Source organism: Pseudomonas marginalis (assembly GCF_900105325.1).
GTDB lineage: Bacteria > Pseudomonadota > Gammaproteobacteria > Pseudomonadales > Pseudomonadaceae > Aquipseudomonas > Aquipseudomonas marginalis.
The window spans coordinates 2,313,875-2,335,531 of sequence record NZ_FNSU01000003.1 but is presented as its reverse complement, the minus strand read 5'-3'; the positions used below and the strand labels follow the sequence as shown (position 1 = coordinate 2,335,531).

At 61.6% G+C, this 21,657-nt stretch carries 23 protein-coding genes; 13 read left to right on the top strand and 10 right to left on the bottom strand.

The annotated features are described in order from the left end of the window. The first annotated feature begins 10 nt into the window (after positions 1–10). Both BLW22_RS19955 and BLW22_RS19950 read left to right on the top strand, forming a co-directional pair. Positions 11–706: a tRNA (adenine(22)-N(1))-methyltransferase gene (locus tag BLW22_RS19955; RefSeq protein ID WP_065925052.1), complete on the top strand. Its 696-nt coding sequence runs from the start codon at positions 11–13 to the stop codon at positions 704–706. A gap of 311 nt (positions 707–1,017) precedes the next feature. After that, entirely contained in the window at positions 1,018–3,075 is a 2,058-nt protein-coding gene (locus BLW22_RS19950) for a methyl-accepting chemotaxis protein (RefSeq protein WP_074847344.1), read from the top strand. 243 nt (positions 3,076–3,318) lie between these two features. Here BLW22_RS19950 and BLW22_RS19945 read toward each other — a convergent pair whose 3' ends face one another. Further along, positions 3,319–4,440 (bottom strand): lactonase family protein, encoded by a 1,122-nt coding sequence (locus tag BLW22_RS19945; RefSeq protein WP_065946534.1) that lies wholly within the window; start codon positions 4,438–4,440, stop codon positions 3,319–3,321. Positions 4,441–4,566: 126 nt separating this feature from the next. Here BLW22_RS19945 and BLW22_RS19940 point away from each other — a divergent pair, with 126 nt between their 5' ends. From BLW22_RS19940 to BLW22_RS19930, 3 genes are all read left to right on the top strand, one after another. Beyond that, positions 4,567–5,475, top strand: coding sequence for a hypothetical protein (locus BLW22_RS19940; RefSeq protein WP_065925055.1), 909 nt, complete (start codon positions 4,567–4,569; stop codon positions 5,473–5,475). Positions 5,476–5,752: 277 nt separating this feature from the next. Further along, positions 5,753–6,211, top strand: coding sequence for an REP-associated tyrosine transposase (locus BLW22_RS19935; protein WP_074847343.1), 459 nt, complete (start codon positions 5,753–5,755; stop codon positions 6,209–6,211). A gap of 131 nt (positions 6,212–6,342) precedes the next feature. Beyond that, positions 6,343–8,082, top strand: a complete 1,740-nt coding sequence (locus BLW22_RS19930; RefSeq protein WP_074847342.1) for an OPT family oligopeptide transporter — start codon at positions 6,343–6,345, stop codon at positions 8,080–8,082. Between the two features lie 29 nt (positions 8,083–8,111). Here BLW22_RS19930 and BLW22_RS19925 read toward each other — a convergent pair whose 3' ends face one another. From BLW22_RS19925 to BLW22_RS19915, 3 genes are all read right to left on the bottom strand, one after another. Continuing rightward, complete coding sequence (locus BLW22_RS19925) at positions 8,112–8,738, bottom strand: glutathione S-transferase family protein (RefSeq protein WP_065925058.1); 627 nt, start codon at positions 8,736–8,738, stop codon at positions 8,112–8,114. 99 nt (positions 8,739–8,837) lie between these two features. Then, complete coding sequence (locus BLW22_RS19920) at positions 8,838–10,094, bottom strand: hypothetical protein (protein ID WP_074847341.1); 1,257 nt, start codon at positions 10,092–10,094, stop codon at positions 8,838–8,840. Positions 10,095–10,256: 162 nt separating this feature from the next. Next, entirely contained in the window at positions 10,257–10,637 is a 381-nt protein-coding gene (locus BLW22_RS19915; RefSeq protein ID WP_065925060.1) for a cupin domain-containing protein, read from the bottom strand. 142 nt (positions 10,638–10,779) lie between these two features. On the opposite strand from BLW22_RS19915, the gene BLW22_RS19910 reads away from it, so the two are divergent. After that, positions 10,780–11,502 (top strand): hypothetical protein, encoded by a 723-nt coding sequence (locus tag BLW22_RS19910; RefSeq protein ID WP_074847340.1) that lies wholly within the window; start codon positions 10,780–10,782, stop codon positions 11,500–11,502. Between the two features lie 38 nt (positions 11,503–11,540). Here the strand turns inward: BLW22_RS19910 and BLW22_RS19905 are convergent, their stop codons facing one another. From BLW22_RS19905 to BLW22_RS19890, 4 genes are all read right to left on the bottom strand, one after another. After that, positions 11,541–11,960: a DUF6691 family protein gene (locus BLW22_RS19905; RefSeq protein ID WP_065925062.1), complete on the bottom strand. Its 420-nt coding sequence runs from the start codon at positions 11,958–11,960 to the stop codon at positions 11,541–11,543. A 2-nt stretch (positions 11,961–11,962) separates the two neighbouring features. Further along, positions 11,963–12,394 (bottom strand): YeeE/YedE family protein, encoded by a 432-nt coding sequence (locus tag BLW22_RS19900; protein ID WP_065925063.1) that lies wholly within the window; start codon positions 12,392–12,394, stop codon positions 11,963–11,965. A 78-nt stretch (positions 12,395–12,472) separates the two neighbouring features. Further along, positions 12,473–12,844 (bottom strand): hypothetical protein, encoded by a 372-nt coding sequence (locus BLW22_RS19895; protein WP_074847339.1) that lies wholly within the window; start codon positions 12,842–12,844, stop codon positions 12,473–12,475. A gap of 41 nt (positions 12,845–12,885) precedes the next feature. Next, complete coding sequence (locus BLW22_RS19890; RefSeq protein WP_065925065.1) at positions 12,886–13,749, bottom strand: LysR family transcriptional regulator; 864 nt, start codon at positions 13,747–13,749, stop codon at positions 12,886–12,888. A gap of 112 nt (positions 13,750–13,861) precedes the next feature. Between BLW22_RS19890 and BLW22_RS19885 the strand changes: the two genes are divergently transcribed. From BLW22_RS19885 to BLW22_RS19875, 3 genes are all read left to right on the top strand, one after another. After that, positions 13,862–14,470, top strand: coding sequence for a LysE family translocator (locus tag BLW22_RS19885; RefSeq protein WP_065925066.1), 609 nt, complete (start codon positions 13,862–13,864; stop codon positions 14,468–14,470). A 345-nt stretch (positions 14,471–14,815) separates the two neighbouring features. After that, positions 14,816–15,481 (top strand): hypothetical protein, encoded by a 666-nt coding sequence (locus tag BLW22_RS19880; RefSeq protein ID WP_083221118.1) that lies wholly within the window; start codon positions 14,816–14,818, stop codon positions 15,479–15,481. A gap of 14 nt (positions 15,482–15,495) precedes the next feature. Further along, positions 15,496–16,182 carry a tetratricopeptide repeat protein gene (locus tag BLW22_RS19875; RefSeq protein WP_174562739.1) on the top strand — a complete coding sequence of 229 codons (687 nt, stop codon included), beginning with the start codon at positions 15,496–15,498 and terminating at the stop codon, positions 16,180–16,182. Between the two features lie 282 nt (positions 16,183–16,464). Here BLW22_RS19875 and BLW22_RS19870 read toward each other — a convergent pair whose 3' ends face one another. Beyond that, positions 16,465–17,289 carry a DUF6602 domain-containing protein gene (locus tag BLW22_RS19870; RefSeq protein ID WP_074847338.1) on the bottom strand — a complete coding sequence of 275 codons (825 nt, stop codon included), beginning with the start codon at positions 17,287–17,289 and terminating at the stop codon, positions 16,465–16,467. 682 nt (positions 17,290–17,971) lie between these two features. Here BLW22_RS19870 and BLW22_RS19865 point away from each other — a divergent pair. After that, positions 17,972–18,205, top strand: coding sequence for a hypothetical protein (locus tag BLW22_RS19865; protein ID WP_074847337.1), 234 nt, complete (start codon positions 17,972–17,974; stop codon positions 18,203–18,205). Between the two features lie 35 nt (positions 18,206–18,240). On the opposite strand, the gene chrA is transcribed toward BLW22_RS19865, so the two are convergent. Further along, complete coding sequence (chrA, locus tag BLW22_RS19860) at positions 18,241–19,449, bottom strand: chromate efflux transporter (RefSeq protein ID WP_074847336.1); 1,209 nt, start codon at positions 19,447–19,449, stop codon at positions 18,241–18,243. Positions 19,450–19,578: 129 nt separating this feature from the next. Between chrA and BLW22_RS19855 the strand changes: the two genes are divergently transcribed. From BLW22_RS19855 to BLW22_RS19845, 3 genes are all read left to right on the top strand, one after another. Further along, entirely contained in the window at positions 19,579–20,151 is a 573-nt protein-coding gene (locus tag BLW22_RS19855; protein WP_074847335.1) for a nucleotidyltransferase family protein, read from the top strand. Positions 20,152–20,219: 68 nt separating this feature from the next. After that, on the top strand, positions 20,220–20,660 hold the full coding sequence (gene tspO / locus BLW22_RS19850) for a tryptophan-rich sensory protein TspO (protein ID WP_065925072.1): 441 nt from the start codon (positions 20,220–20,222) through the stop codon (positions 20,658–20,660). Next, positions 20,660–21,586, top strand: a complete 927-nt coding sequence (locus BLW22_RS19845) for an alpha/beta hydrolase fold domain-containing protein (RefSeq protein ID WP_074847334.1) — start codon at positions 20,660–20,662, stop codon at positions 21,584–21,586. Before tspO ends, BLW22_RS19845 begins: the two co-directional genes overlap by 1 nt. The last annotated feature ends 71 nt before the right edge of the window (positions 21,587–21,657 follow it).

Here is a 21,657-nt window from a genome sequence, read left to right as displayed (position 1 = left end):
GGAACACAGGTTGAACGAACACACCTTGTCCATGCGCCTGGAGCGCGTGGCCGCGCAGGTGCCGAGGGGCGCGCGGCTGGCCGATATCGGCTCGGACCACGCCTACCTGCCGGTGGCCTTGATGCGCCGTGGCGTGATTGAGGCGGCGGTGGCGGGCGAGGTGGCGAGCACGCCGTTCCACGCGGCGCAGCGCACCGTGCGCGACAATGGCCTGGAGCAGCACGTCACGGTGCGCCTGGCCGATGGGTTGGCGGCGATAGAGCCAGCGGACGCGATCACCGCGATCAGCGTGTGCGGCATGGGCGGCGAGACGATCCGCGACATCCTCGACAGCGGCAAGGCCCACCTCAGCGGCCGCGAACGTCTGATCCTGCAACCCAACGGCGGCGAACAGCCGTTGCGCTATTGGTTGATGAGCAATGGCTACCGCATCCTCAGTGAGGAGTTGCTGCACGAAAACCGCTTCTACTATGAAATCATCATGGCCGAGCGCGCCGAGCCCGTGGTGTACAGCGCTGAGGAGCTGTACTTCGGCCCCTTGCACCTGCAGGCCCGCAGCCCGGCGTTCCTCGCCAAGTGGCAGCGTGCGTTGCGCCTGAAAAAACGCACCCTGGCGGGCTTTGAGCAGGCTCGGCAGCGGGTACCGCAGGCGAAGGCGCAAGCCATCGCCCAGCAGGTCCAGTGGATTACCCGACTGCTGGCGTAAATAGGCCGCCGGACTCCCTTCAAGTTCTCCCCATGGGCGGCCGATAGGCTGTGGTGATTGAGGGCGTTTCAGCGCGCGCCTCGGGCAGTCGTCTCTGCGGGTGACAATGCCTGTGTCGCGACTGAGTGCTTTTGCCCCATTTTCGCGCACGCTTCGGGCCGCTTTGGCGCGTCGCGTGCCCTGTTTCAGGGCTGTGCAGCAGCGGCCCGTATCTTGCTAGTGCCAACCTAATCAATGACATGGCATTTTGCCGTTAGTCATTTCAAGGCTTCGCCTGCCGTCTAACGCGTGGGTTGTTTTTGGGAGTGGACATGCACAGCCTTTTATCACCCGGTATCCGCCTGCTCGGACGTTTCGGCTTCGCGCGTAAGTTCCAGATCCTGTTCTTCCTGTTCATGCTGCCCCTGGCGGGCAGCCTGTGGATGATCGGCCAGGACTATCGCGACAAATTAAGCGTGATTTCCGCTGAGCAGTCCGGCCTTCGTCAACTGTTGACCCTGGACGCGCTGGATGGCCAATTGACCGCCCAACGTAACCTGGCTGCGCGCTGGAAGGCGGCGGACATCCTGCATGCCCCGACGCCAGCGGCGAAGGCGGCGATGGATAAGGTGGATGCCAATTTCCCATTGATCCTGCAAAGCCTGCAGGCCCTCGGTGATGCCCTGAAAACCCAGAACGCCGGCGCTGACGTCCTGGCCCGCTTCGAGGCTTTGCAGGCCACGGTCAAGGGCATGGACTCGGCGTCCCTGCGCACCGTGGGTTGGTGGCCGGATGGCTACGACCGCTTCACCGCCGCGCTGACGGCGATGCAGGCCCTGCGCGAACAGATCACCCTCGACGCCGGCCTGATCCTCGATCCCTGGTTGGAAACCTACATGCTCATGCAGATGGGCACCCAGCAAACGCCCGACCTGATCGAGCGTATCGGGCGGATGGCCAGTGTGGGGCAGTCCTCGATTTCCTCGGGGCAGTTCACCTTGCAGAGCCGTTTGCAGATGCGCGACTTGCGCAGCCGCATCGGCGATGCGCGGGATCAACTGGTCAAGGCTGCGGCTTCGCTCAAGGCCAAGCAATACGCCGGGATGGAACCGTGGACAGCGCAATACGACACCAGCCTGCAGTTGTTGGATAACGAACTCAAAGTGCTCGACGACGGCGTGTTTGGCGGCAGCATCAAGCTGGATACAGCCGGTTTCGAGCGCAGTATCGACGCCATGCTCACCTCGCTTGGCGCGTTGCGTGTTCAGTCGCTGACGTCGATGGATGCGCGCCTGGACTACTACCACGAGCACGCGAACACGCAATTCATACCGATGGCGGCAACGTTCAGCCTGTTGGCGTTGGCGGCGCTGTACCTGTTCATGTGCCTGCAAGCGTCCATCCGTCGCAGCGCCAGCGGCATCACTACGCTGGCCGAGTCCCTGCGCGACGGCAACCTGTGCGTGGCCGTGACGGTAGAAGGGCGCGACGAACTCGCGGCGATCAGCACCGCGTTGAACGTCGCGGTGGTGCAATTGCGCACCAGCCTGCTCGGCGTCAATCACGAAACCCAGCAGCTTGGCTCGGCGGTGCTTACCCTGAATTCGCAATCGGGCAGCACCCTCAGCGAAGTCGAAGACCAGCAGCACCAGATCAGCCAGATCGCCGCCGCCGCCACGCAGTTGGCCGCCACGTCCATGGGCGTCGCGCGCAGCTGCGAACAGGCCTCCGGCAGTGCCCAGCAAACCCGGCGCATCGCCGAAGACAGCAGCCGCGACAGCCAGCGCACCACCGCCAGCATCCAGCAGCTCAACCAGCGCCTGACCGACACCTCGGACGCCTTGCAGCAGGTCAGCCAGCAAGGCCAGCAGATTCAATCGGTGGTCGACACCATTCGCGGCATTGCCGAGCAGACCAACCTGCTGGCCCTTAATGCCGCCATTGAAGCCGCACGCGCAGGCGAGCAAGGCCGGGGCTTTGCGGTGGTCGCCGATGAAGTGCGCAGCCTGTCGCAACGCACCCAGGCCTCGACGGCGCAGATCGCCGGCACCGTCGACAGTCTGCGCGCCACCGTGAGCCAGGCGGTGACGCTGATGGGCGCCGCGTGCGAGCAGGCCTTGACCGATGCCGAGTCCGTCACCGGCCTGGGCACGCGCCTGGGCGAGATTGCCGGCGCGGTGCAGAACGTCACCGACACCCTGGCGCAAATCGCCACGGCAGTGGAGGAGCAGGCAGCGACGGCGGATGAAGTGAGCGGCAATATCCAGCAAGTCGACCAGGCCGCCGGGCGCCTGCTGGACGGCGCCCGCGCGGTAAACCGTGCGGCAGACACCTTGAGCAAGGGCAGCCAGGCGTTGAGTGATAACACCGCACGGTTTCGCCTGAGCTGAGGCGTGCGGGCATACTCCCCCGTAGATACCCTTATCCAACACAGCTGCTACCGGTGAGACCGTGAGGTGGATTGGCATCCGTAGCAGCTGTCGAGCCCGGCGAGGCTGCGTTGGCCGCGACTCGGGCTTGAATCGGCAGCGCGCCTGACGCAGCCTCGCTTGCGCTCGACAGCTGCTACGGATTGGCGCGGTGTTGGATAAGACGCTATCTACGTAATTGCCCCCTTGAAAATGTGTGGAGGCCTACTCTGACTGGGTGCGCAGCACTTCAATCCACAGCGCCCCCTTGCCCGACGCCGCTTCCCCCACCCGCTTCAACGCACCGTTGGCGCTGACTGCATAGGTGCCGACCTTGTCGCTTTTCTCACCGGTCACCAGCAGCCAATGCCCGTTGGGGGAGAATGCGATATTGCGCGGCTGCTTCTCCTCGACCGGGTAGTTGTCGACAAAGCGCAGGCCGCCGGTGGCGGTATCCACCGCAAACGCCGACACCGAACTGCTGGTGCGCTCGCTCATCAGCAACAGCTTGCCGTCCGGCGACAGGCGCAGGTCGGCCGCCCAGATGCGCGGCGTCGGGTCGTCTTTCAGGTCATTGTTGCGCGCGTCACGCACTTCACCATGGGCCAGTTTCAAATGCTCGGGAATGCCATTGGCCACGCCAATCTGGGTCAGCGCACCGGTGCTGTCATCGATGGCAAACGCGGTGACGGTGCCGCTCATTTCACCGACCACATACAGGTACTTGCCGTTGGCCGAAAACGCCAGGTGCCGAGGCCCGGTGTTGGCTGGCACGCTCACGTAGCCGCTGCCGATCGGGGTGAGTGCGCCGGTGGCGGCGTCGAAGCGGTATTGCAGCACATGGTCCGTGCCCAGGTTGCCGGCGTAGGCAAAGCGATTGCTTGGGTCGGTGCGCAGCGAGTGGGCATGCAGGCCGGTCTTGTAGGTGTGGATAGGTTCAGGCTTGTCGATGGGCTGGACGCTGAGGGTGTCGGCACCGTAGGACGCCGCGAGCAAATAGCGCCCGGCGCGGTCAGTGGCCAGGTACGCCATGCTTTCGGCCAGTGGCGCCTTGGACTGCGGCGTCAGGCGGCCGGTAGTCGGGTCGATGCTGAAGCCCTGGACCTGAAACGGCTTGACCCGTAACGCCGCGAACAAGGTCTTGCCGTCGGGGCTGAGGGCCATGGGGTTGACCTGATCGCCGGCCGTCACTTGCTCGACCAGGCTCAGGGCGCCGTTACTTTCGTCGAGGCGGTACTGGGAAATCAGCCCGTCACCGGGGCTGGAGATATACGCAAACGTGGTGGCGTGGGCGTGGGCACTGAGGCCGCAGACAACGGCGGCGGCCAGGAGCAAAGGTTTGTTCACGGGTGATCCTTTATTGTTATGGATGTGATCAGTCATCGTATGACTGTAGGCGGGTCTCGGCAATGATTGTTTTATCGGTGGTCGGGGCGCTGTATCTCTGCCCGCGCCAAGGGCATGATGCGCGGCATGAATAACGACCCCGTAGCACTTTACTGGCGCTTCAAGGCCCCCGATCCCGGCATCGGCCCGCGCGAACAGGCGCCGATGCTCGCCGAGGAGCAGGCCTGGGCACGGGAGCATGCAGCCGGGCATCACTTCAGTTGGATCGAAGTGCTGCTGCCGCCGCTGTGCTTTGGTGTGTTCCTGCCCAGCCTGGTGTTCATGCTGGGCGTGTGGCTGTACGGGGCCGCGTTCGCGCCTGGCCTGGACGTGGACCGAGTTATCGGCAACACCTTTGCCTGGCAGGTGTTGGCGGCGGTGGTCTTTACGGCGGCCTGGGGGCTGCGCAACTACCTGCGTGATACCCGTGACCCCATCAAGCGCTACTGGCAGGCCATGCCGGACCAGGGGGTGGTCGAGCTGGAGCGCCACACGCTGGTGTCGGGCACCAGCCTGTGGGCCTCGGACTACGATCCCGACTGCAACGCCCTGATGCAATGGAAAAACGGCCAGCTCGAACGCACCCAGAGCAGCGGGGTGTCGCAGTGGATCGTCGCCAAGACCACGGCGGGCCACTGGCTGGTATTCAAGGACGAATACCCCGGCGACTTCACCTACAACCGCGTCGGGAGCATGCCGGCCCCGGACAAACAACTGCAACCCTGCCAGGACTTGGCCTTTACCTTTGCCCCCGGCACCAACCTGATGCTGGGCCGACGTTTCGACGGCGAATCGCTGCCCTTGCTGGACACCGGGTATTGGCTGGCGGCCGATGAGCTCAAGCGCCTTACTGCAATCGCCCATCACTGGGCGTTTTTCCCGCCGGACCGCTATGGCGTGGTCAATGCCCGGAACGCGCCGTGGGTGCAGCAACTGTTGGACAAGGCGCAAGCCGATGGCGAGGTGGCCGGGGGAACGGGTTTTACGCACGCTTAGTAGTGAGCGGACTTCTTGTGGTGAGCGGGCTTCTGTGGTGAGCGGGCTTGCCCCGCGCCGGACCGCGAAGCGGCCCCATCAAGAACACCGCGTTTTTCCAGGTAAATCCTGATAACAGCTTTTGGGGCCGCTTCGCCGCCCGGCGCGGGGCAAGCCCGCTCACCACAAAAGCCAGGTCACTCCAGGCTGGATACATTCAGTCACCCGATGACACTGGCTCGCCAGCTACGGCGCGCTAGTGTTAATGCTCTTCAGGACGGTCCCCAGGAGCATCGGAATGCGCCCCACACCCCAATCCCATCGCCTGCGTCACGGTCGTTACTCTGAATACGGACGCAGTTACCTCATTACCGTTGTCGTGCATCACCGTCAGCGCCTATTCACCGACCTTTATCTGGGTCGTCTGTTGGTGGCCGAATTCCGGCAGGTTCATGAGCTGGGATTGGTCGACTCTCTGGCCTGGGTCATCATGCCTGACCACATTCACTGGTTGTTTGATCTGAAGCAGAAGACGTTGCCCGACGTGGTGCGGCGTATGAAGTCGCGTAGCACGCTGACCATCAACCGGCGTCGTCAAAGCAAGGAGCGTGTCTGGCAACCCGGTTATCACGATAGGGCTGTCCGTGCGGAGGATGATGTTCGCAAGATGGCTCGCTACGTCATTGCCAACCCCTTGCGGGCCGGGTTGGTGGCGCAGGTAGGGGATTATTCGTTATGGGATGCTGCATGGCTCTGATTGAGTAATTGATGGTGTAGTGGTTGAAGCCCGCTCATCACAAAAAGGCGCCCGCTTGCCGCACAGGAACCTTCAGGCCTTGAGGGGCTCACTTGTTATGTCGCCCTGTTCCCCAGCCGAAAGGAATCCGCATGCATGCCACCTCATCAACGGTCCCCCTTCATCCCCCCGTCGAACGCGAACTGAGCCTGCGCGCGGTCATCACCGGCACGTTGCTCGGTATCCTGCTGACCCCTTCGAACGTGTACGCCGGGTTGAAGATCGGCTGGTCGTTCAACATGTCGATCATTGCCCTGCTGGTGGGGTATGCGATCTGGCAGGGCCTGGCGAAGCGGTCGTCGGAGCAGCTGCCGTGGACGCTGCATGAAAGCAATATCAACCAGACCGTCGCCTCGGCCGCTGCTTCGATCATTTCCGGTGGGCTGGTGGCGCCGATCCCGGCCTATACCCTGCTGACCGGCAACCAGTTGGACGCGCTGCCGATGATCGCCTGGGTGTTCTCGGTGAGTTTCCTGGGCATCTGGATCGCCTGGTACCTGCGGCCTTCGTTGCTCAATGACAAGGCGCTGAAATTTCCCGAAGGCATGGCCACCCTGGAAACCCTGCTGCATATCTACAACCATGGGCGCGAAGCGGCGACGCGTTTGAAGGTGCTGCTCAGCGCGGCGTTGCTGTCCGGGCTGGTGAAGTGGGTGGACACCTTTGTGTGGGCCTTCCCGCGTTGGTCGCCATCCGCCCAGCTGGAGCGCCTGACCTTCACCGCCGACCCCTCGCTGTTGCTGCTGGGGTTTGGCGGCATTATCGGCATTCGCGTCGGCCTGACCCTGCTGCTCGGCGCCTTGCTCGCCTGGGGCGGCCTGGGCCCGTGGTTGCTGGCGCAAGGCCTGGTGACCTTGCCGGCCGGCAGCCGCGGCCCGCAATTTGCGGCGTTGGTGGAGTGGTTGCTGTGGCCGGGAGTGAGCCTGATGGTGTGCTCAACCTTGGCGTCGCTGACGATTCGTCTGTGGGCGTTATACACCTCGACCAAGTCCGCCGGCGGGCAAGCCTGGAGCGTACCCAAACCCGGGCCGGCCGCTGGTTTTGTGCTGTCGATCGTATTGGTGGTGAGCCTGCAGGCGCTGTTGTTCGGCATCAACCTGTGGATGGCGTTGCTGACCATTCCCCTGGCGATCTGCCTGGCCGCCGTCGCCGCCCGCGTGGTGGGCGCCACCGGTATTCCGCCGATTGGCGCCATCGGGCAGTTGTCCCAGCTGAGCTTCGGCATCGTCGCGCCGGGGCAGGTGCCGATCAACCTGATGAGCGCCAACACCGCCGGCGGCTCGGCGGGGCAGTGCACCGACCTGATGAACGACTTCAAGGTCGGCAAGGCCATTGGTGCCACGCCGCACAAGCAAGTCATCGCCCAGATCCTGGGGATTTTCATTGGCAGCATCGTCGGGGTGTTTGCGTACCTGGCGCTGATTCCTGATCCGCAATCGATGCTGCTCACCGAGGAGTGGCCGGCGCCGGCGGTCGCAACCTGGAAAGCCGTGGCGCAAACCCTTACCCATGGGCTGGATTCATTGTCGGCGAGCATTCGCTGGGCGATCGGTATCGCAGGGCTGGCCGGGGTGTTGCTGGGCGTGCTCGACAGCCTGTTGCCCGCCCATCGCGCCCGCTACTTGCCCAGTGCCGCCGCGTTGGGGCTGGCGTTTGTGCTGCCAGCTTCGGTGTCGCTGATGATGGCCCTGGGTGCGGTGCTCACCTGGCTGGTGAGCTGCCGCTGGCCGAGCCTCACCGAGCGGTTTGCGATTACCGCAGCGGCGGGGTTGATTGCGGGGGAGAGCATCACCGGCGTGGGCGCTTCGCTGTGGCAGATGGCGGCGCCTTAGCCTCTGTCACGCGGTCGAGGGCAAGCTACTCACTTGGCAAACGCATACTCCCCACCCTGTTCCAGCGCCTGGCGGTAAGCCGGGCGAGCCTGGAACCGCTGTACCCACGCCGCCAGGTGCGGGTACGCCGCCAGCTTGCCCTGGGCCTTGGCGATTTCGCCGATAAAGCTCATCTGGATGTCCGCGCCGCTCACGTCATCCCCCAGCAGATACGGCGTATGTGCCAGCGCCTCGTTGAGGTAACCGAGGTAATTGGCCACTTCCGATTCGATACGCGGATGCAGCGGTGCACCGGCATCGCCCAGGCGCCCGACGTACAGGTTAAGCATCAGCGGCAGCATGGCCGAGCCTTCGGCGAAGTGCAGCCATTGCACGTACTGGTCGTAGGCGGCCGTGGCCGGGTCCGGCTGCAGGCGACCGTCGCCATGGCGGCGGATCAGGTAATCGACGATGGCGCCGGACTCGATCACCACGTTGGCGCCGTCTTCGATCACCGGGGATTTACCCAGCGCATTGATCGCCTTGAGCTCCGGCGGCGCAAGGTTGGTTTTCGGGTCGCGCTGGTAGCGCTTGATCTCGTACGGCAGGCCAAGCTCTTCCAGCAGCCACAGAATGCGCTGCGAACGTGAGTTGTTGAGGTGATGGACAATGATCATGGGAACTCCGCGGGGCATGGGGTGTGTAGGAACAGACTGCTGCGACAACGTAGAGTGCCCTGAATCAGCGGGATGTTTGCTTGGCAAACGCCCCTTCGATCAACGCACCACCTCGAACGCCGTGTATTCATACGCCGAGCGCATTTTGCTCGAGGTCGTTGCCAGCGTCAGGGCAATGCCCAGGTCTTCGATAAACGCGCGCGAGGTCTTGTAGTCGCCTTGCTCGCACTCCAGCTTGATGGCGTCGCCGGTCAACGAGGCAAACACCTGTCGGGCCGGGAAGCGCTGGCCGACCTTGCAGCTCACGGAGGTCTCGAGCGGGGTATCGGTCGGTTTGCCGGGCACGTTCGCCATGTGCAGGTTGGCGCTCAGCGTCTGGCCAGGCGTCCAACTGCTCGGAATACTCAGCTCGGCTTCGCGGGTCAGCAGCACCTGGCCGTCGCCCACGCCGTTCATCTTCGACTTCAACTGGATCAGGTCCGCCTGCACCAGGCGCTCGACATGGAAGGTGTCGCTGTAGATCTCGTTCTTGTTCAGCAAGCCACCCACCGCCGTGAAGGTCACCGAGGTGGGGGTGTCGTTGCTGCCATCGCTTTTTTTCGACAGGTACGTGTAGCTCAACGTCTTGAACTTCGGCTGCAGCAGGGCCGAGTCGAGGCGCTGGAGCACGCTGGCGGGGACGGCGACGTCGTTGATGCTTGGTTCTACGACGGTGCGCGGGTAGTCAACCGGTTGGATGTCCGGACGCGACCAGGCCAGCAGCGCCGCATCGACACCGCCCTGCAACGAACAACTGATGCGCGATTGCGTGCCGTCGCTGCCCTCCGGTTCTACCAGCAGCACGCGCTCGACTTCGCGTGTGCCCGGCGCGACGCCGGGCCGTGGCTTGATGGCCTGCCAGCGGTCGCCGACCTTGAGCTCGCTGCGGATGTAGGCGCCGTCGCCCTTTTGCAGGCGAGCAGGTTGGTCGAGCAGCGGGGCAAGGCGTTGGGCAACCTCGTCGATAGTGCCTTGCACAACAAAGCCCCAGTAATAGTAGAGCCCCAGGTTGCCGAGGTCGGTGGCCTCGTCGGCGTACGACAACAGCTTCAAGCCGGCGATGGGCGGCGTGCTGACCGGCACCGCGTTGGCCTTGCGGTCCGCGCGGTTGACTACCGCGATCCACGCGAAGTCTTTGTCCTGCTTGAGCGGTGCGTAGGGCTGCCAGGCGTCGCGGTGGCTGTTCAGGCGGCTGAAGAACGTCGCGTCGCAGCGGGTGAAGGCCTTGAGCGTGTCGGTCAGCGCGGCGTCGTCGGCGTGGGCGATGGAAGGCAGCAGCGCAGAGGCGAGGAGGAGGGCGGCGGTGGGCAACTTCATCGAGGGGATGTCCGTATCGGGAGCGGGAGCTGGGCATTATCCAGAAATTACCCGCTAAAGGCTCGGTTCAATGACGGAGAGTATCTACACACCTTTGACGGCTGCCACCGCTCACTACAAAAGCCTCACTCTGTAAGGCTATGGGTTCACCCGCGCCACTTTTCAGATCCACAGATCATTCATGGCCGTACGTTCACCGCCTTCATGGCCGGTATTCAAAATGCCCCGAGGCTCAATCATCATCAGCTTCGCCTCACCTTCGGCGGCGGTCCGATGTTCAACGCCACGCGGGACCACATACAGCTCGCCCGCCGCCACATACACCGGGCCTTCCGGTAGATCGATACGCAGCGTCCCTTCGAGCACCAGGAACGCTTCGTCGGTTTCCGGGTGCGAGTGCCAGATGAACTCCCCTTCGATGCGCACCACCTTGAACTGGTAGTCGTTCATTTCGGCGACGACCCTGGGGCTCCACTGCGCGTCGATGAGCGATGCCTTTTGCGCGAGGTTTACCGGTTGTGCCGAGTGCTGTGACGTAGCCATGATCCATCCTCTGGTAGGTAAGACGGCCAGACTATCGAGACCGCGGAGCGCCTGGCTTGTACGATCCTGCAGGTTGGTCGTCTAAAGCTCGGCCGATTTCCGTCGATAACCTGTATGAACCCGCCAATCATGGACCGATTAAATGGCTCTTTCCGTCAGCGCTGCCTATCTCCCGCCGGCCAACACCAGCCTTACACCTTCCGACCAGAAGCTCGTGGCCCAGCCTCTGACAGATGCCGCGAAGGAAGTGTTGGCAAACGCCGCCCCGGCGGCCGTCTACCATCCCAGTGGATCAGCAGGCACCACGGTGGAACCGCCGGAGGTGGTCGACGTCTGGGTCGGTCGGACCCAGTCGCCAGACCACCCTCGGCTCGTCGAAATTTCCACCGGCGCGCTCAATACGCTGAAGGCATCCTTCAAGGCATTCGAGTCAGCGCTGTCGACCACCGCTCCCGACTTGGCCGGCAAAAAATACGGCTTCACCGTCGAAGCCGATGGCCGCCTGAAAGTGCTGGATTCGGCCGGCCAGCTCAGCAGCTCGGATACCCAGCGGCTGACGGATTTGCTCAACCGATCCCTGGGCCTGAAAACCGCAGCCATTGCCTACCGCAATGCCGCCATCGACACGGTGGACGCCGATTCTGTCTGGTCGGGCTTGGGGTTTTACAGCCTGACTAACGAAAACTTCGCCAAGACCATTGATCTGGCGCCGCTCTTAAGAGACTTCGACCCGTCTGACTTCAAAGGGTCCAGGGATCGGATTTTTATTAATCAACTGGCCTCCAAAGGCGAACTGGCGACGCAACAGACGGAAGCGGCGATGTTTGAGCGGCGTGGAGTGCAGCGGTTCAGTACGCAGGCCTGACCTACTGTGTGGGGTAAAAATGAAGCCGTGCAGGCGGTTCAACCCCGCCTGCGCGATTCAATCCCCGCAAAAACCAGCATGCCCGTCACCATCGCCAGCGTGAACACCAGCACCTGCCATTGCCCCGTCAACAGCAATGCCACTGCCGGTCCGGGGCACAACCCCGCAATCGCCCACCCCATGCCGAACACCAGGCTGCCCAGCACGAGGCGGCGGTCGAGGGTGCGTTGCGTCGGCATCTGGATCGGTGCGCCCAGCAGCGAAACCTGACGATGCCTTACGACGTAAAAGGGCACGCTGCTCACCACCAGGGCGCCGAGCATGACCAGGGCCAATGAAGGGTCCCAATCGCCGGCGAGATCGAGGAACGCGAGCACCTTCTCCGGGTTGGTCATGCCGCTGAGATGCAGTCCCAGGCCGAAGATCAGACCGGCCATCAATGCCATGAATTTGCGCATGCTCAGGCTCCCAGCCCGTGGCGGATGAAGTAGACACCGGCAAACCCGCTGCCCATGAAACAACCGACCGCTACCAGCGAGCGCAGCGACCACCGCGAAAGCCCGCAGATGCCATGCCCACTGGTACAACCGGCGCCATAGCGCGTGCCGATGCCGACCAATAACCCGGCCAGCACCAGCGCGTAGCCACCGGCCTGGAACGATGACTCAGGCAGCTTGGCAAACAACGACCAGATCCAGGGCGAGACCAGCAGCCCGAGCACAAACAGCAGTTTCTCCCCACGTCCTTCGCCGCGCCTGGAGAGCAGGCTGCCGAGCAGGCCGCTGATCCCGGCGATGCGGCCGTTGAGCAGGATGAACAGGCCTGCGGACAAACCGATCAGGGCGCCGCCGAGCAGGGCGGTCCAGGGGGTGAACTGGGCGGAGAGGGTCATGGTGGGGCCTGGGTGTGTTGGACTACGTGCATCGATACCACAGTTTTATCCATGAACCCAACGAGTGACGATGCGCACTTACACCTTGGCCGTATGCACCTTGGCCAGGCGTACGCGCCAATCGCCGTCATGGCGCAGGCGGCATTCTTCGTCGGAGTCGAAGTGTACGCAGCGCTCCATGGGCGCGACGTGTACATCGGCGTCGTTGAGCGCGGCGGCGGTCAGCTCACGCATGCGTGTGTCTGCCCCTGTCGAGAGGGCGTGCTCCTTGTTGGCGCGGCTGTCGAACACCCAGATCACCCGCAGGCTTTGGGGGAAGACGCTGTAGTCGACGGTGTGGGTCAGCCAGTCGAAGCCGGGGATTTCGGCTTTGGCGGTTTCGCAGGCGTCGGTGAGGGCGGCGATGAGGCGACGTTCAAGCCGGGCGTTGTCGCGTGAGGTGGTTGGCATAAAGGGCTCCAGGTGGGTGTTCAGCGTGTGTATTAAACCAGCTACACCTGAACTCTTAGCGCATTGATGATAAACGCATGCAGGCTATTAACCGCCTTGGCCCCCCGAGAAGCTCGGCTACGCAGAATCGAAACCTCCATGGGCGCAATGCTTCCCAAGCCATGCTCGCTGCTCAACACCTGCAGTGATGGCTGCACGGTGCACTGCGTGATCGCGGCAATCGCCAGCCCACCTTCCACCGCGGCCACCTGGCCGGCGAGGCTGGAACTGTTGTAGACCACCTTGAATTGTCGCCCTTGCTGGGCCAGTGAATGCACCGCATAACGCCGCGCCAGGCTTTCACTTTCGTAGACGGCGATAGGCAGCGGGTCGCGCCGCCACAGTTCGAACTGGGGCGAGCCCACCCAGACCATGGGTTCCTTGAACAGAAAGGTGCCGCTGTGGGGCGAGTCCCTGGACACCAGCGCAAGATCAAGATCGCCGCTGCGCACACGCGGGATCAGCGTGGTTGACTGCTCGCAGGTCAGTTCTATTTCCACACCGGCGTAGCGCGGTGAAAAACGCTTCAGCAGCGGCGTGAGGTATTTCGCCGCATAGTCCTCCGCGACGCCCAGGCGGATTCGCCCGGTGATCGCTTCCCCGTTAAAGGCCGCCTGGGTTTCCGCGTGCAGTGCGAGCATGCGACGGGCATAGCCGAGCAGCGTCTGGCCGTCATCGGTGAGTTGCAGATGCCTTGGGCCACGGCTCAACAGCGGGCGTCCAAGGGCGGCTTCGAGCTTCTTCATCTGCATGCTGACGGCGGACTGCGAGCGATTGACCTCATGGGCCGCAGCCGACAGCGAACCGGCGTCTACCACCGCCACGAAGCACTTGAGCCAATCGATCTGCAAATCGCTGGAGGGCATGGCGGTTTCCTTTATTCGTTAATCGAATGGCTGCAACGTGAATAATGCGCTTTTCAGGACTTTTCTTCACTCGCAAGATACTGGCCTCAATACCCACCTGCTGGAGTGGATCATGCCCTTTGATACCTGGTTGCTCTACCTGATGACGTGCTTCGGCATCGCCGTGGTACCAGGGCCCAATGCATTACTGGTGCTGACCCATGGGGCCCTGCACGGCAGTCGCCGGACGCTGTTCACCATCAGCGGCGGCGTGCTCGGTTTTGCCCTGGTGCTGACGCTGTGCGCGCTGGGCCTGGGGGCACTGATCCAGGCATCGGCCAGTGGGTTCACCGCCTTGAAGGTGGCCGGCGGGCTCTACCTGATCTGGCTCGGTTTCGGCCTGTGGCGCGCGCCCCCCGTCAGCCTTGAGGCCAGCGGCACAATCAGCTTGCGGCGCTGGTCGCTGTTCCGCCAAGGGCTGGTCTCGGCGATTTCAAACCCCAAGGCACTGCTGCTGTTCACCGCGTTTATCCCACCGTTTCTGGACCCGCATAGAAGCATCATCGCGCAGACGGCTGCCATCGCGCTGACCTACGCCGTGGTGGAATTCGTCGTTGAGTACCTGGTGGCCAGCGCAGCCAACCGCATCCGGCCCTGGCTGGCCCGCACCGGGCGCCGATTCAATAAAGTCTGCGGTGGTTTTTTTGTACTGTTTGGGTTGGCCTTGCCGGTGCATAGTTGAAGGCAAGGCTGCCTTGGAGCTTGTCGCCCCAATTTGTACAAAATCCGGAATCCGCACCCGCCTTTGGCACGAAGCTTACCGGCGCTGAAGAGCAACTGGAGCCGCCAGCCACAAACTTCACGGCAGGGCGGGCCAGGTGGTGCTTGATTTCCTGAATCTCCATGGCGATGTAAACCTTCCTTTTGCAGGCATAAAGGCCGCAGGTTAGCAGTGTGCGCAAGCGGGTGGCAGTAGTCAGGGGGGGCGGGACCAGCGGCACACGGATATTTTCAACGCAGGCCCGTATTGCTAAAGTTTCCCACTCACCCGCCGACAGCTTTTGTTCCCACTTCACGGATGATTTTAATGTTCCGCTCTCTTTTTTCCGGCGTTGCATTGCTCGCCGTCGCCTGCACTGCCCAAGCCCGTACCGTCACCACGCCCGAACAACTGCTGACCGAGTTCTCTCGTTGCGATGCACATTTCTTCGAGAGCCTGCGCGATGCGCGCTTGCCAGCAGGGACCTTGCGCCTGAGTGACTACGGTTCGGTCAAGGCACCGACCATCATGAGTCCGCTGCAGGAAGGTGGCACTTACCAACACTTCGAAACGCCCCTGATCGTTAACGGCGTGCGTATGGTCGGCTATTACAACCAGGCCCAAACCATCAAGGACGTCGGCAATTTTCTGTTCTGGGGGTTTGTAACCGATGGCTCGCCGCAAGAGGTGGCCGCAAAGCTCAAGCCGCTGATCGTTGATAACGCACGTTTTGTCAGTCAGGGCAAAGCCATTACCCGCGCCGAAATCCGCCGTGTCGGTGACCCGATCGGCCAATGGCGCACCGAAGGGCTGACCGGTCCTGGTGTCGCCACGCCGTTTGGTTTCGTAGACCGCGTGCTGATGGTCGACGCGGGCGACACGTCACCGTCGCTCGTGGGACACACCACCGTGTTCTGCTCGCTGCAAGGCACCGTGACCGCGCCGCTCCTGCAGGTCTATCGCCCTGACCTCAACGCTCATCTGCTCGACTGACAAGGATGCTGATCATGAATACTCGCTGGCTCGCACTGATTGCCTGCTCCGCCCTCCTCACCGGTTGTGCAGGGATGCAGAACCCGCAAAAAGCCAACCTTGCCCACTGCGCTAATCAGTTAAAGGCGTCCAAAGCCGAAAACTACCCCTTGGTGCTGCAGGAAGGTGATCTATGCCTGCAGAAAGCTACGCTGCCTGCCTCGCTGCATAGTTTGATTTATGCGGTGCAGGCCGACGCCTACCTCAACCTCAAGCGCTTTCCCGAAGCCTTGGCCGCCAAGGAGAAATCCATGCAACTGGTGGTCAAGCCTGAGCCGCGCGCCTACCTGGACTTGAGCGCCATGTATCGCGCCGCTGGTAACCCGAAAAAAGCCCTTGAGCTCGTGCAGTTCAACCTTGACAACGGAATGGGAGAAGCAGGAAAGGGGGCCGGCTTCAATATGCCGACCTACTATCATCTGGGCCTCGCACTGACAGACCTGGGTCAGTACCGGGAGGCCGCCGAAGCATTCAGTACCGGCCTTCAGCGCCAGCCGGACTACGCCTGGGCCTATTATGCGCGCGGGATCGCGTACGACCATTTGGGCAACAGGGAAGACGCCAAGGCCGACTTCATGAAGTTCTCGCAGATCGTCGACAAGAAGTACCTGGAGCAGGAGAACAAGGCCAAGCTCGCCGAATACAGGATTTCCATGCCGTAATTGGAGCACCCGCTTAGGGGCGAATGTGCACGTTGTCTGGATAATTCGACGGATTCTGAGAAAGCACAGGCAGTGGAACAGGGTGGCCAGGCTCTGTTGTTCATCTGTGCTGCGAATGGTTGGGGGCTGCTGCGCAGCCCCACGGGAGCAAGCTCCCTCGCCACAAGGGGGAGCGTTTGCCTTGGTCAGTTCGCTGCTGCTGTCGCATGCTTCTAGCGCTCGTATTCAATTAAATCCACCCTGTTTTTTCAGGTATTAAAAGAGCGGTAGTGTTTACTAGTCTTATAGTTGGTGTTTTATGTTTTTTGTGTTTGGTGATCTAAGGTAGTTTATTGAATCGATTGTAGTTATTTGGTTGTCGCAAATGTCATTGCATAAGAGCATGAACCATTTAAGTAGTGAGTATTCTGATTCGTCTTCAGTGCTGTAGTACAGGCCGACAGCTTCTCTGGGGTCTGTTGTTAAACCAGAGTGTGAGTAGTAGGATATGATTCCCTTGTTTAAAATGCATGCCATGTTGGGCCAGAGATGCTTTTCTAATGACTTTAGTTCATTGGCTAGGTTGGTTGTAACTGTATCTAGCTTTGGGCTGTCTGAGCAGAATATGAAGGTCCATATTGAGTCGCAGTTGTTGTTTTTTGGTGAGATCAGTGAGTGATTGTTTTTGAAGTGGTATCCAAGGCGGGTTTTATTTTTGTTGTTTGCGGATCTGTCGAGTTGTCGTATTTTTGTTAGCTTGGTCAGTGCATCTTTTAATTCGATTTTGTCCATGAAGCTTTTGACTTCTCCAACAGCAACAACGGATTCGCATGGGTATACATATTTGTCACCTGCAATTTTAAATTTTGGCGCTACAAAACGGTCAAATATTATTATGTCAGACTGTTGGGAGATGGCCCCATTAATGTCCATTACAAAGCCTGTGCTGACCCCGAATCTCTCTGGAAGATATTTTTTTAGTAAGTTTTTTACAACTTCTTCGCGACCCTCGCCGCGCTCTCCGTAGTGGGGGATCTGGGAGGCAAGTTCTTCATATTCGACTTTGATTTGTTTTGATATCAGTCTGAATATTTCTTTAATATTTATGTTCTTTGTCTGGCTTGGCATGTGTCATTACATCCTGATGTGAAAGTGTGGGCGATAATTATTTTGGAGATAATGTTGGAGTTTGCTTTCGGTGTGCGGGCGATGGTCTATATCGTGTTCATAGTCAATCAGTAAAAGTGGTTTTTAAAGCCGTTGGGTATGTTGTTTTGGATTTGGATGGAACATCCGGTTCACACTACGTTTGAACGATGTTTAAGATGTGAGCTGACCCTGATGAGTTTCCGGTGAGGGAATTTGCCTTGGTCAGTTCGTTGTTGCTGCCGCATGCTTCTTGGCCCTCAGCGCCAGGCCGCGGTCGTATTCAGTTGTGAAGGCTTGGCTCGGTGTGTCGTTGGCGTGAGTCAAGCGCACCACTCGGATGATGCTCCGCATATCTTGGGCTTCCTGGCCTTTGAGGCCCCCGGCATGAACGCGAGCAGCAGCAGGCTGGCGGCGAGCAGTGTCTTGAATGGCGGCATTGCCTGTCCCTGGTCTTTGTTGGATTAAGTGTGCGGGCCCCGCGCGATGACGCGAGGCCGGGGTGATGCATGATAGCTAAATGACATGATTAAGGCATCTTGAGTTTGAAGGGGGGCATCAGGCTCACCCGGAAAACAGCCCCTTGCGGCGTATAACGGTCTACCATGCCACCCCCGGCAGTGGTTCCACGCGCTACCGATCTCTCTCTTTCAAGGTATCGCCCATGTCCATCGACCAAATCAGCCTTCCCAAGGGTGTAGGCCCTCACGCCATCAAGCTGCTTGACGCCATCACCGGCGCGTCCACCCCCGAAGAACTCAACCGTGCCGGCGGTAAGGCGGAAGGTTTTGTGTTGGGGCTGGAGTCCACCAAGGCCATCAAAAGCCAAATCGCCGAGTCGTTGTATGTGGCTTACGACGATGCGGCGGGTCATCGGGCGGGTGAGTTGAAAGGCTGATCATCAGCCGGAGCACGGCGCGGTGGCTGCGCGGCTCACACCGTAAGACTTAATAACCATCCCGCCGCGCCGCTTCCTACAACCACCAGCCACGGTGGCAGTTTCCACACCATCAGCGCCACCAGGCCAATCAGCGCCAGGGCGACGTCCTGGGCGGTGAAGATGGCGCTGGTCCACACCGGTTGGTACAGCGCCGCCAGCAACAGGCCGACCACCGCCGCGTTCACGCCCGCCAGCGCGGCTTGGGTGCGCGGGCTGCGGCGCAGGCTTTCCCAGAAGGGCAGTGCGCCCAGCACCAGTAAAAACGACGGTGCGAAGATCGCCAGCAGGCAGAGCAGGCCACCGAGCCAGCCGTTCGGCGCTTGGGTCATCGAGGCGCCGAGGAAGGCGGCGAAGGTGAACAGCGGGCCGGGCATGGCTTGGACGGCGCCGTAGCCGGCGAGGAACACGTCGTTGCTCACCCAGTGGCGGGGCACGACTTCGGCTTGCAGCAAGGGCAGCACCACGTGGCCGCCGCCGAATACCAGCGCGCCTGTGCGGTAGAAGGCGTCGGTCACGGCCAGGGTTGGGTTGGGCATCAACTGGGCGAGGATCGGCAGGCTGGCCAGCAACAGCACAAACAGCGACAGCCATAGCGCCCCGGCGCGACGGCTGATGGTCACGGGCAGGGCGTCGTGCGTGGTGGGCGGTGTGGGCTTGAACAGCAGCAGGCCGGCCATGCCCGCGATGAGGATCACGCCGACCTGGCCCCACGCCGATGTTTGCAGCAGGGCCACGCAGGCGGCGAGCAGCATCACGGCCACGCGCGGGGCGTCGGTGCACAGGTTGCGCGCCATGCCCCACACGGCCTGGGCGACCACGGCGACGGCCACCACTTTAAGGCCATGCAACGCGCCGGGCGGGATGGCGGTGCTGTGCCGGGTGATGCCCAAGGCCAACAGGATCAGCACAACGGCGGACGGCAGGGTAAACCCGAGCCACGCCGCCAATGCGCCGCCGTACCCCGCGCGCGACAGGCCGAGGGCGATGCCGACCTGGCTGCTGGCGGGGCCGGGCAGGAATTGGCACAGCGCGACCAAGTCCGCGTAACTGCGCTCGCTCAGCCAGCGTCGCCGGGTCACGAACGCGTCCCGGAAATAACCCAGGTGCGCAATCGGGCCGCCAAAGGAGGTAAGGCCCAGGCGCAGGAAAATCAGGAACACTGACCAGGGGCTTTCGCGTCGATTTGCTGGGGAGTCAGCCAAGGCGGGCGGTCTCGGTGAGGGCAGGGCATCGCGGCACCTTAGCGAATTTTGATGACGTGAAGAAGCGGCGCCAGCGCTCAATGTTGTACCGTTGCTCCCCAGGACCGTACCGATGATGAAGGAGCCTCCATGACATTGACCGTCGAAACCCTGCTCGAACTGGCCATGGCCAACCCCGTCAACGCCGAAATCACTGCGCGCCTGCCTGAGCTTGGCGTGGACCAGTGCATGCTCACGGCGGGCTGCTTGTTCCAGGCGGTGTGGAATCATCAGGCGAATCTGCCGGCTGATCAGGGCGTGAAGGATTACGACGTTTTTTACTTCGACACCGACCTGTCCTACGAGGCGGAAGACGCGGTGATTCGTGCGGCGGATGAGCTGTTCAAAGACTTGGGCGTGAATGTCGAGGTCAAGAACCAGGCGCGGGTGCACCTTTGGTACGGCAAACGCTTTGGTCGGCCTTACCCGCAGTTGCAGTCGGCGCGCGACGGGGTCGACCGTTATCTGGTGGCCGGTACGTGCATCGGCTTGGAGATTGCCACGGGCCAGGTGTATGCGCCGTATGGGTTGGAGGATGTGGAACTGGGGATTTTGCGGATTAATCCACTGCATCCGGAGCAGGCGTTGTTTGAGCAGAAGGCGCGCAGTTATCAGGCGCGGTGGCCTTGGCTGAGGATTGTCGGGGTGGAGATACCGGAATGAATTGGCGCTGAACTTTTAGGTAGGTGTCGCACGTCCAAGCTTCAAATCACTCCCGCCAAGGACAGACGATGACCTTCTTTATCTTCCTGCTTGCCTGCGCCGCCGCCGCCAGTACCGGCGTCATTTTCAAACCCGGCGCCTGGTATGAATCCCTCGTCAAACCCAGCTTCACCCCACCCAATTGGCTGTTTCCGGTGGCCTGGACGATCATCTACCTGCTGCTGGCCTGGGCCGGCTATCGCTTGAGCCTGATCCCCGGCAGTCAAATGGTGCTGGCGCTGTGGGCTGCGCAAATTGCCCTGAATACCCTGTGGACGCCGGTATTTTTCGGCGCGCATCGCCTGCTGGCCGGGATGGTGATCATCGTGTTGCTGTGGATCACCGTGGCGGCGATGGTGGTACTGGCCGTGCGCCTGGACCTGATCACCGGCCTGATCCTGTTCCCGTACCTGGCGTGGCTGTGTGTGGCGGCGGCGCTGAATTTCTCGATCCTGCGTAATAACCGCTGATGGCTCACCAACCGTGGCCCGCCAACGAGGCGGAACTGGCCCAGATGCGCCGCTTCAATCAGAAGCTCGCCTGGCTGCCGCGCTTCAAGATCCGCAATCGCGTTACGCCGCGCTTGATCCAGGCGCTGTTGCGCGTCAGTCAAACGCTCAAGCGCGCCACACCGGCTGAAAGCAGGATTGTCGACAACGTCCCGGTGCGCATCCTGCGGCCAAGCGGCAAGCCCAAGGGCGTAGTGCTGGATATCCACGGCGGCGGCTGGGTGATCGGCAATGCGCAGATGGATGACGACCTCAACCTGGGCATGCTGCAGGCGTGCGACGTGGCGGTGGTGTCGGTGGATTATCGGTTGGCGGTGGATACGCCGGTTGAAGGCTTGATGGAAGACTGCCTGAACGCCGCACGTTGGCTGCTCACGGATGATGAATTTGCCGGGCTGCCGGTGATCGTCGTCGGTGAGTCGGCCGGTGGGCATCTGGCGGCGGCGACGTTGCTGGCCCTCAAGCAATGGCCTGAACTGCTCAAGCGCATAAGCGGCGCGGTGTTGTATTACGGCGTTTACGACCTGACCGGCACACCGAGCGTACGCGCGGCCGGGCCTGAAACGTTGCTGCTGGACGGGACGGGGATGGTGGAAGCGTTGCGCATGCTCACGCCGGGGCTGAGTGATGATGAGCGCCGACAGCCGCCGTTGTCGCCGTTGTATGGCGACTTTGAAGGGCTGCCCCCGGCGTTGATGTTTGTGGGGGAGTTGGACCCGCTTAAGGATGACACGCTGCTGATTGCCGAGCGGTGGCCCCACGCTGAAGCACACCTGCTGCCGGAGTCGGCCCATGGGTTTATTCATTTTCCGGTGGCGATGGCGGATGGGGTGTTGGCCTATAGCCGACAGTGGATCACTCAGTGCATTGATGGCGAACAGGCATAACTGGATAGGCGCCTCTCTAAGGCTCACCCATTCCTCTGTGGTGAGCGAGCTTGCTCGCGTTGGGCTGCGAA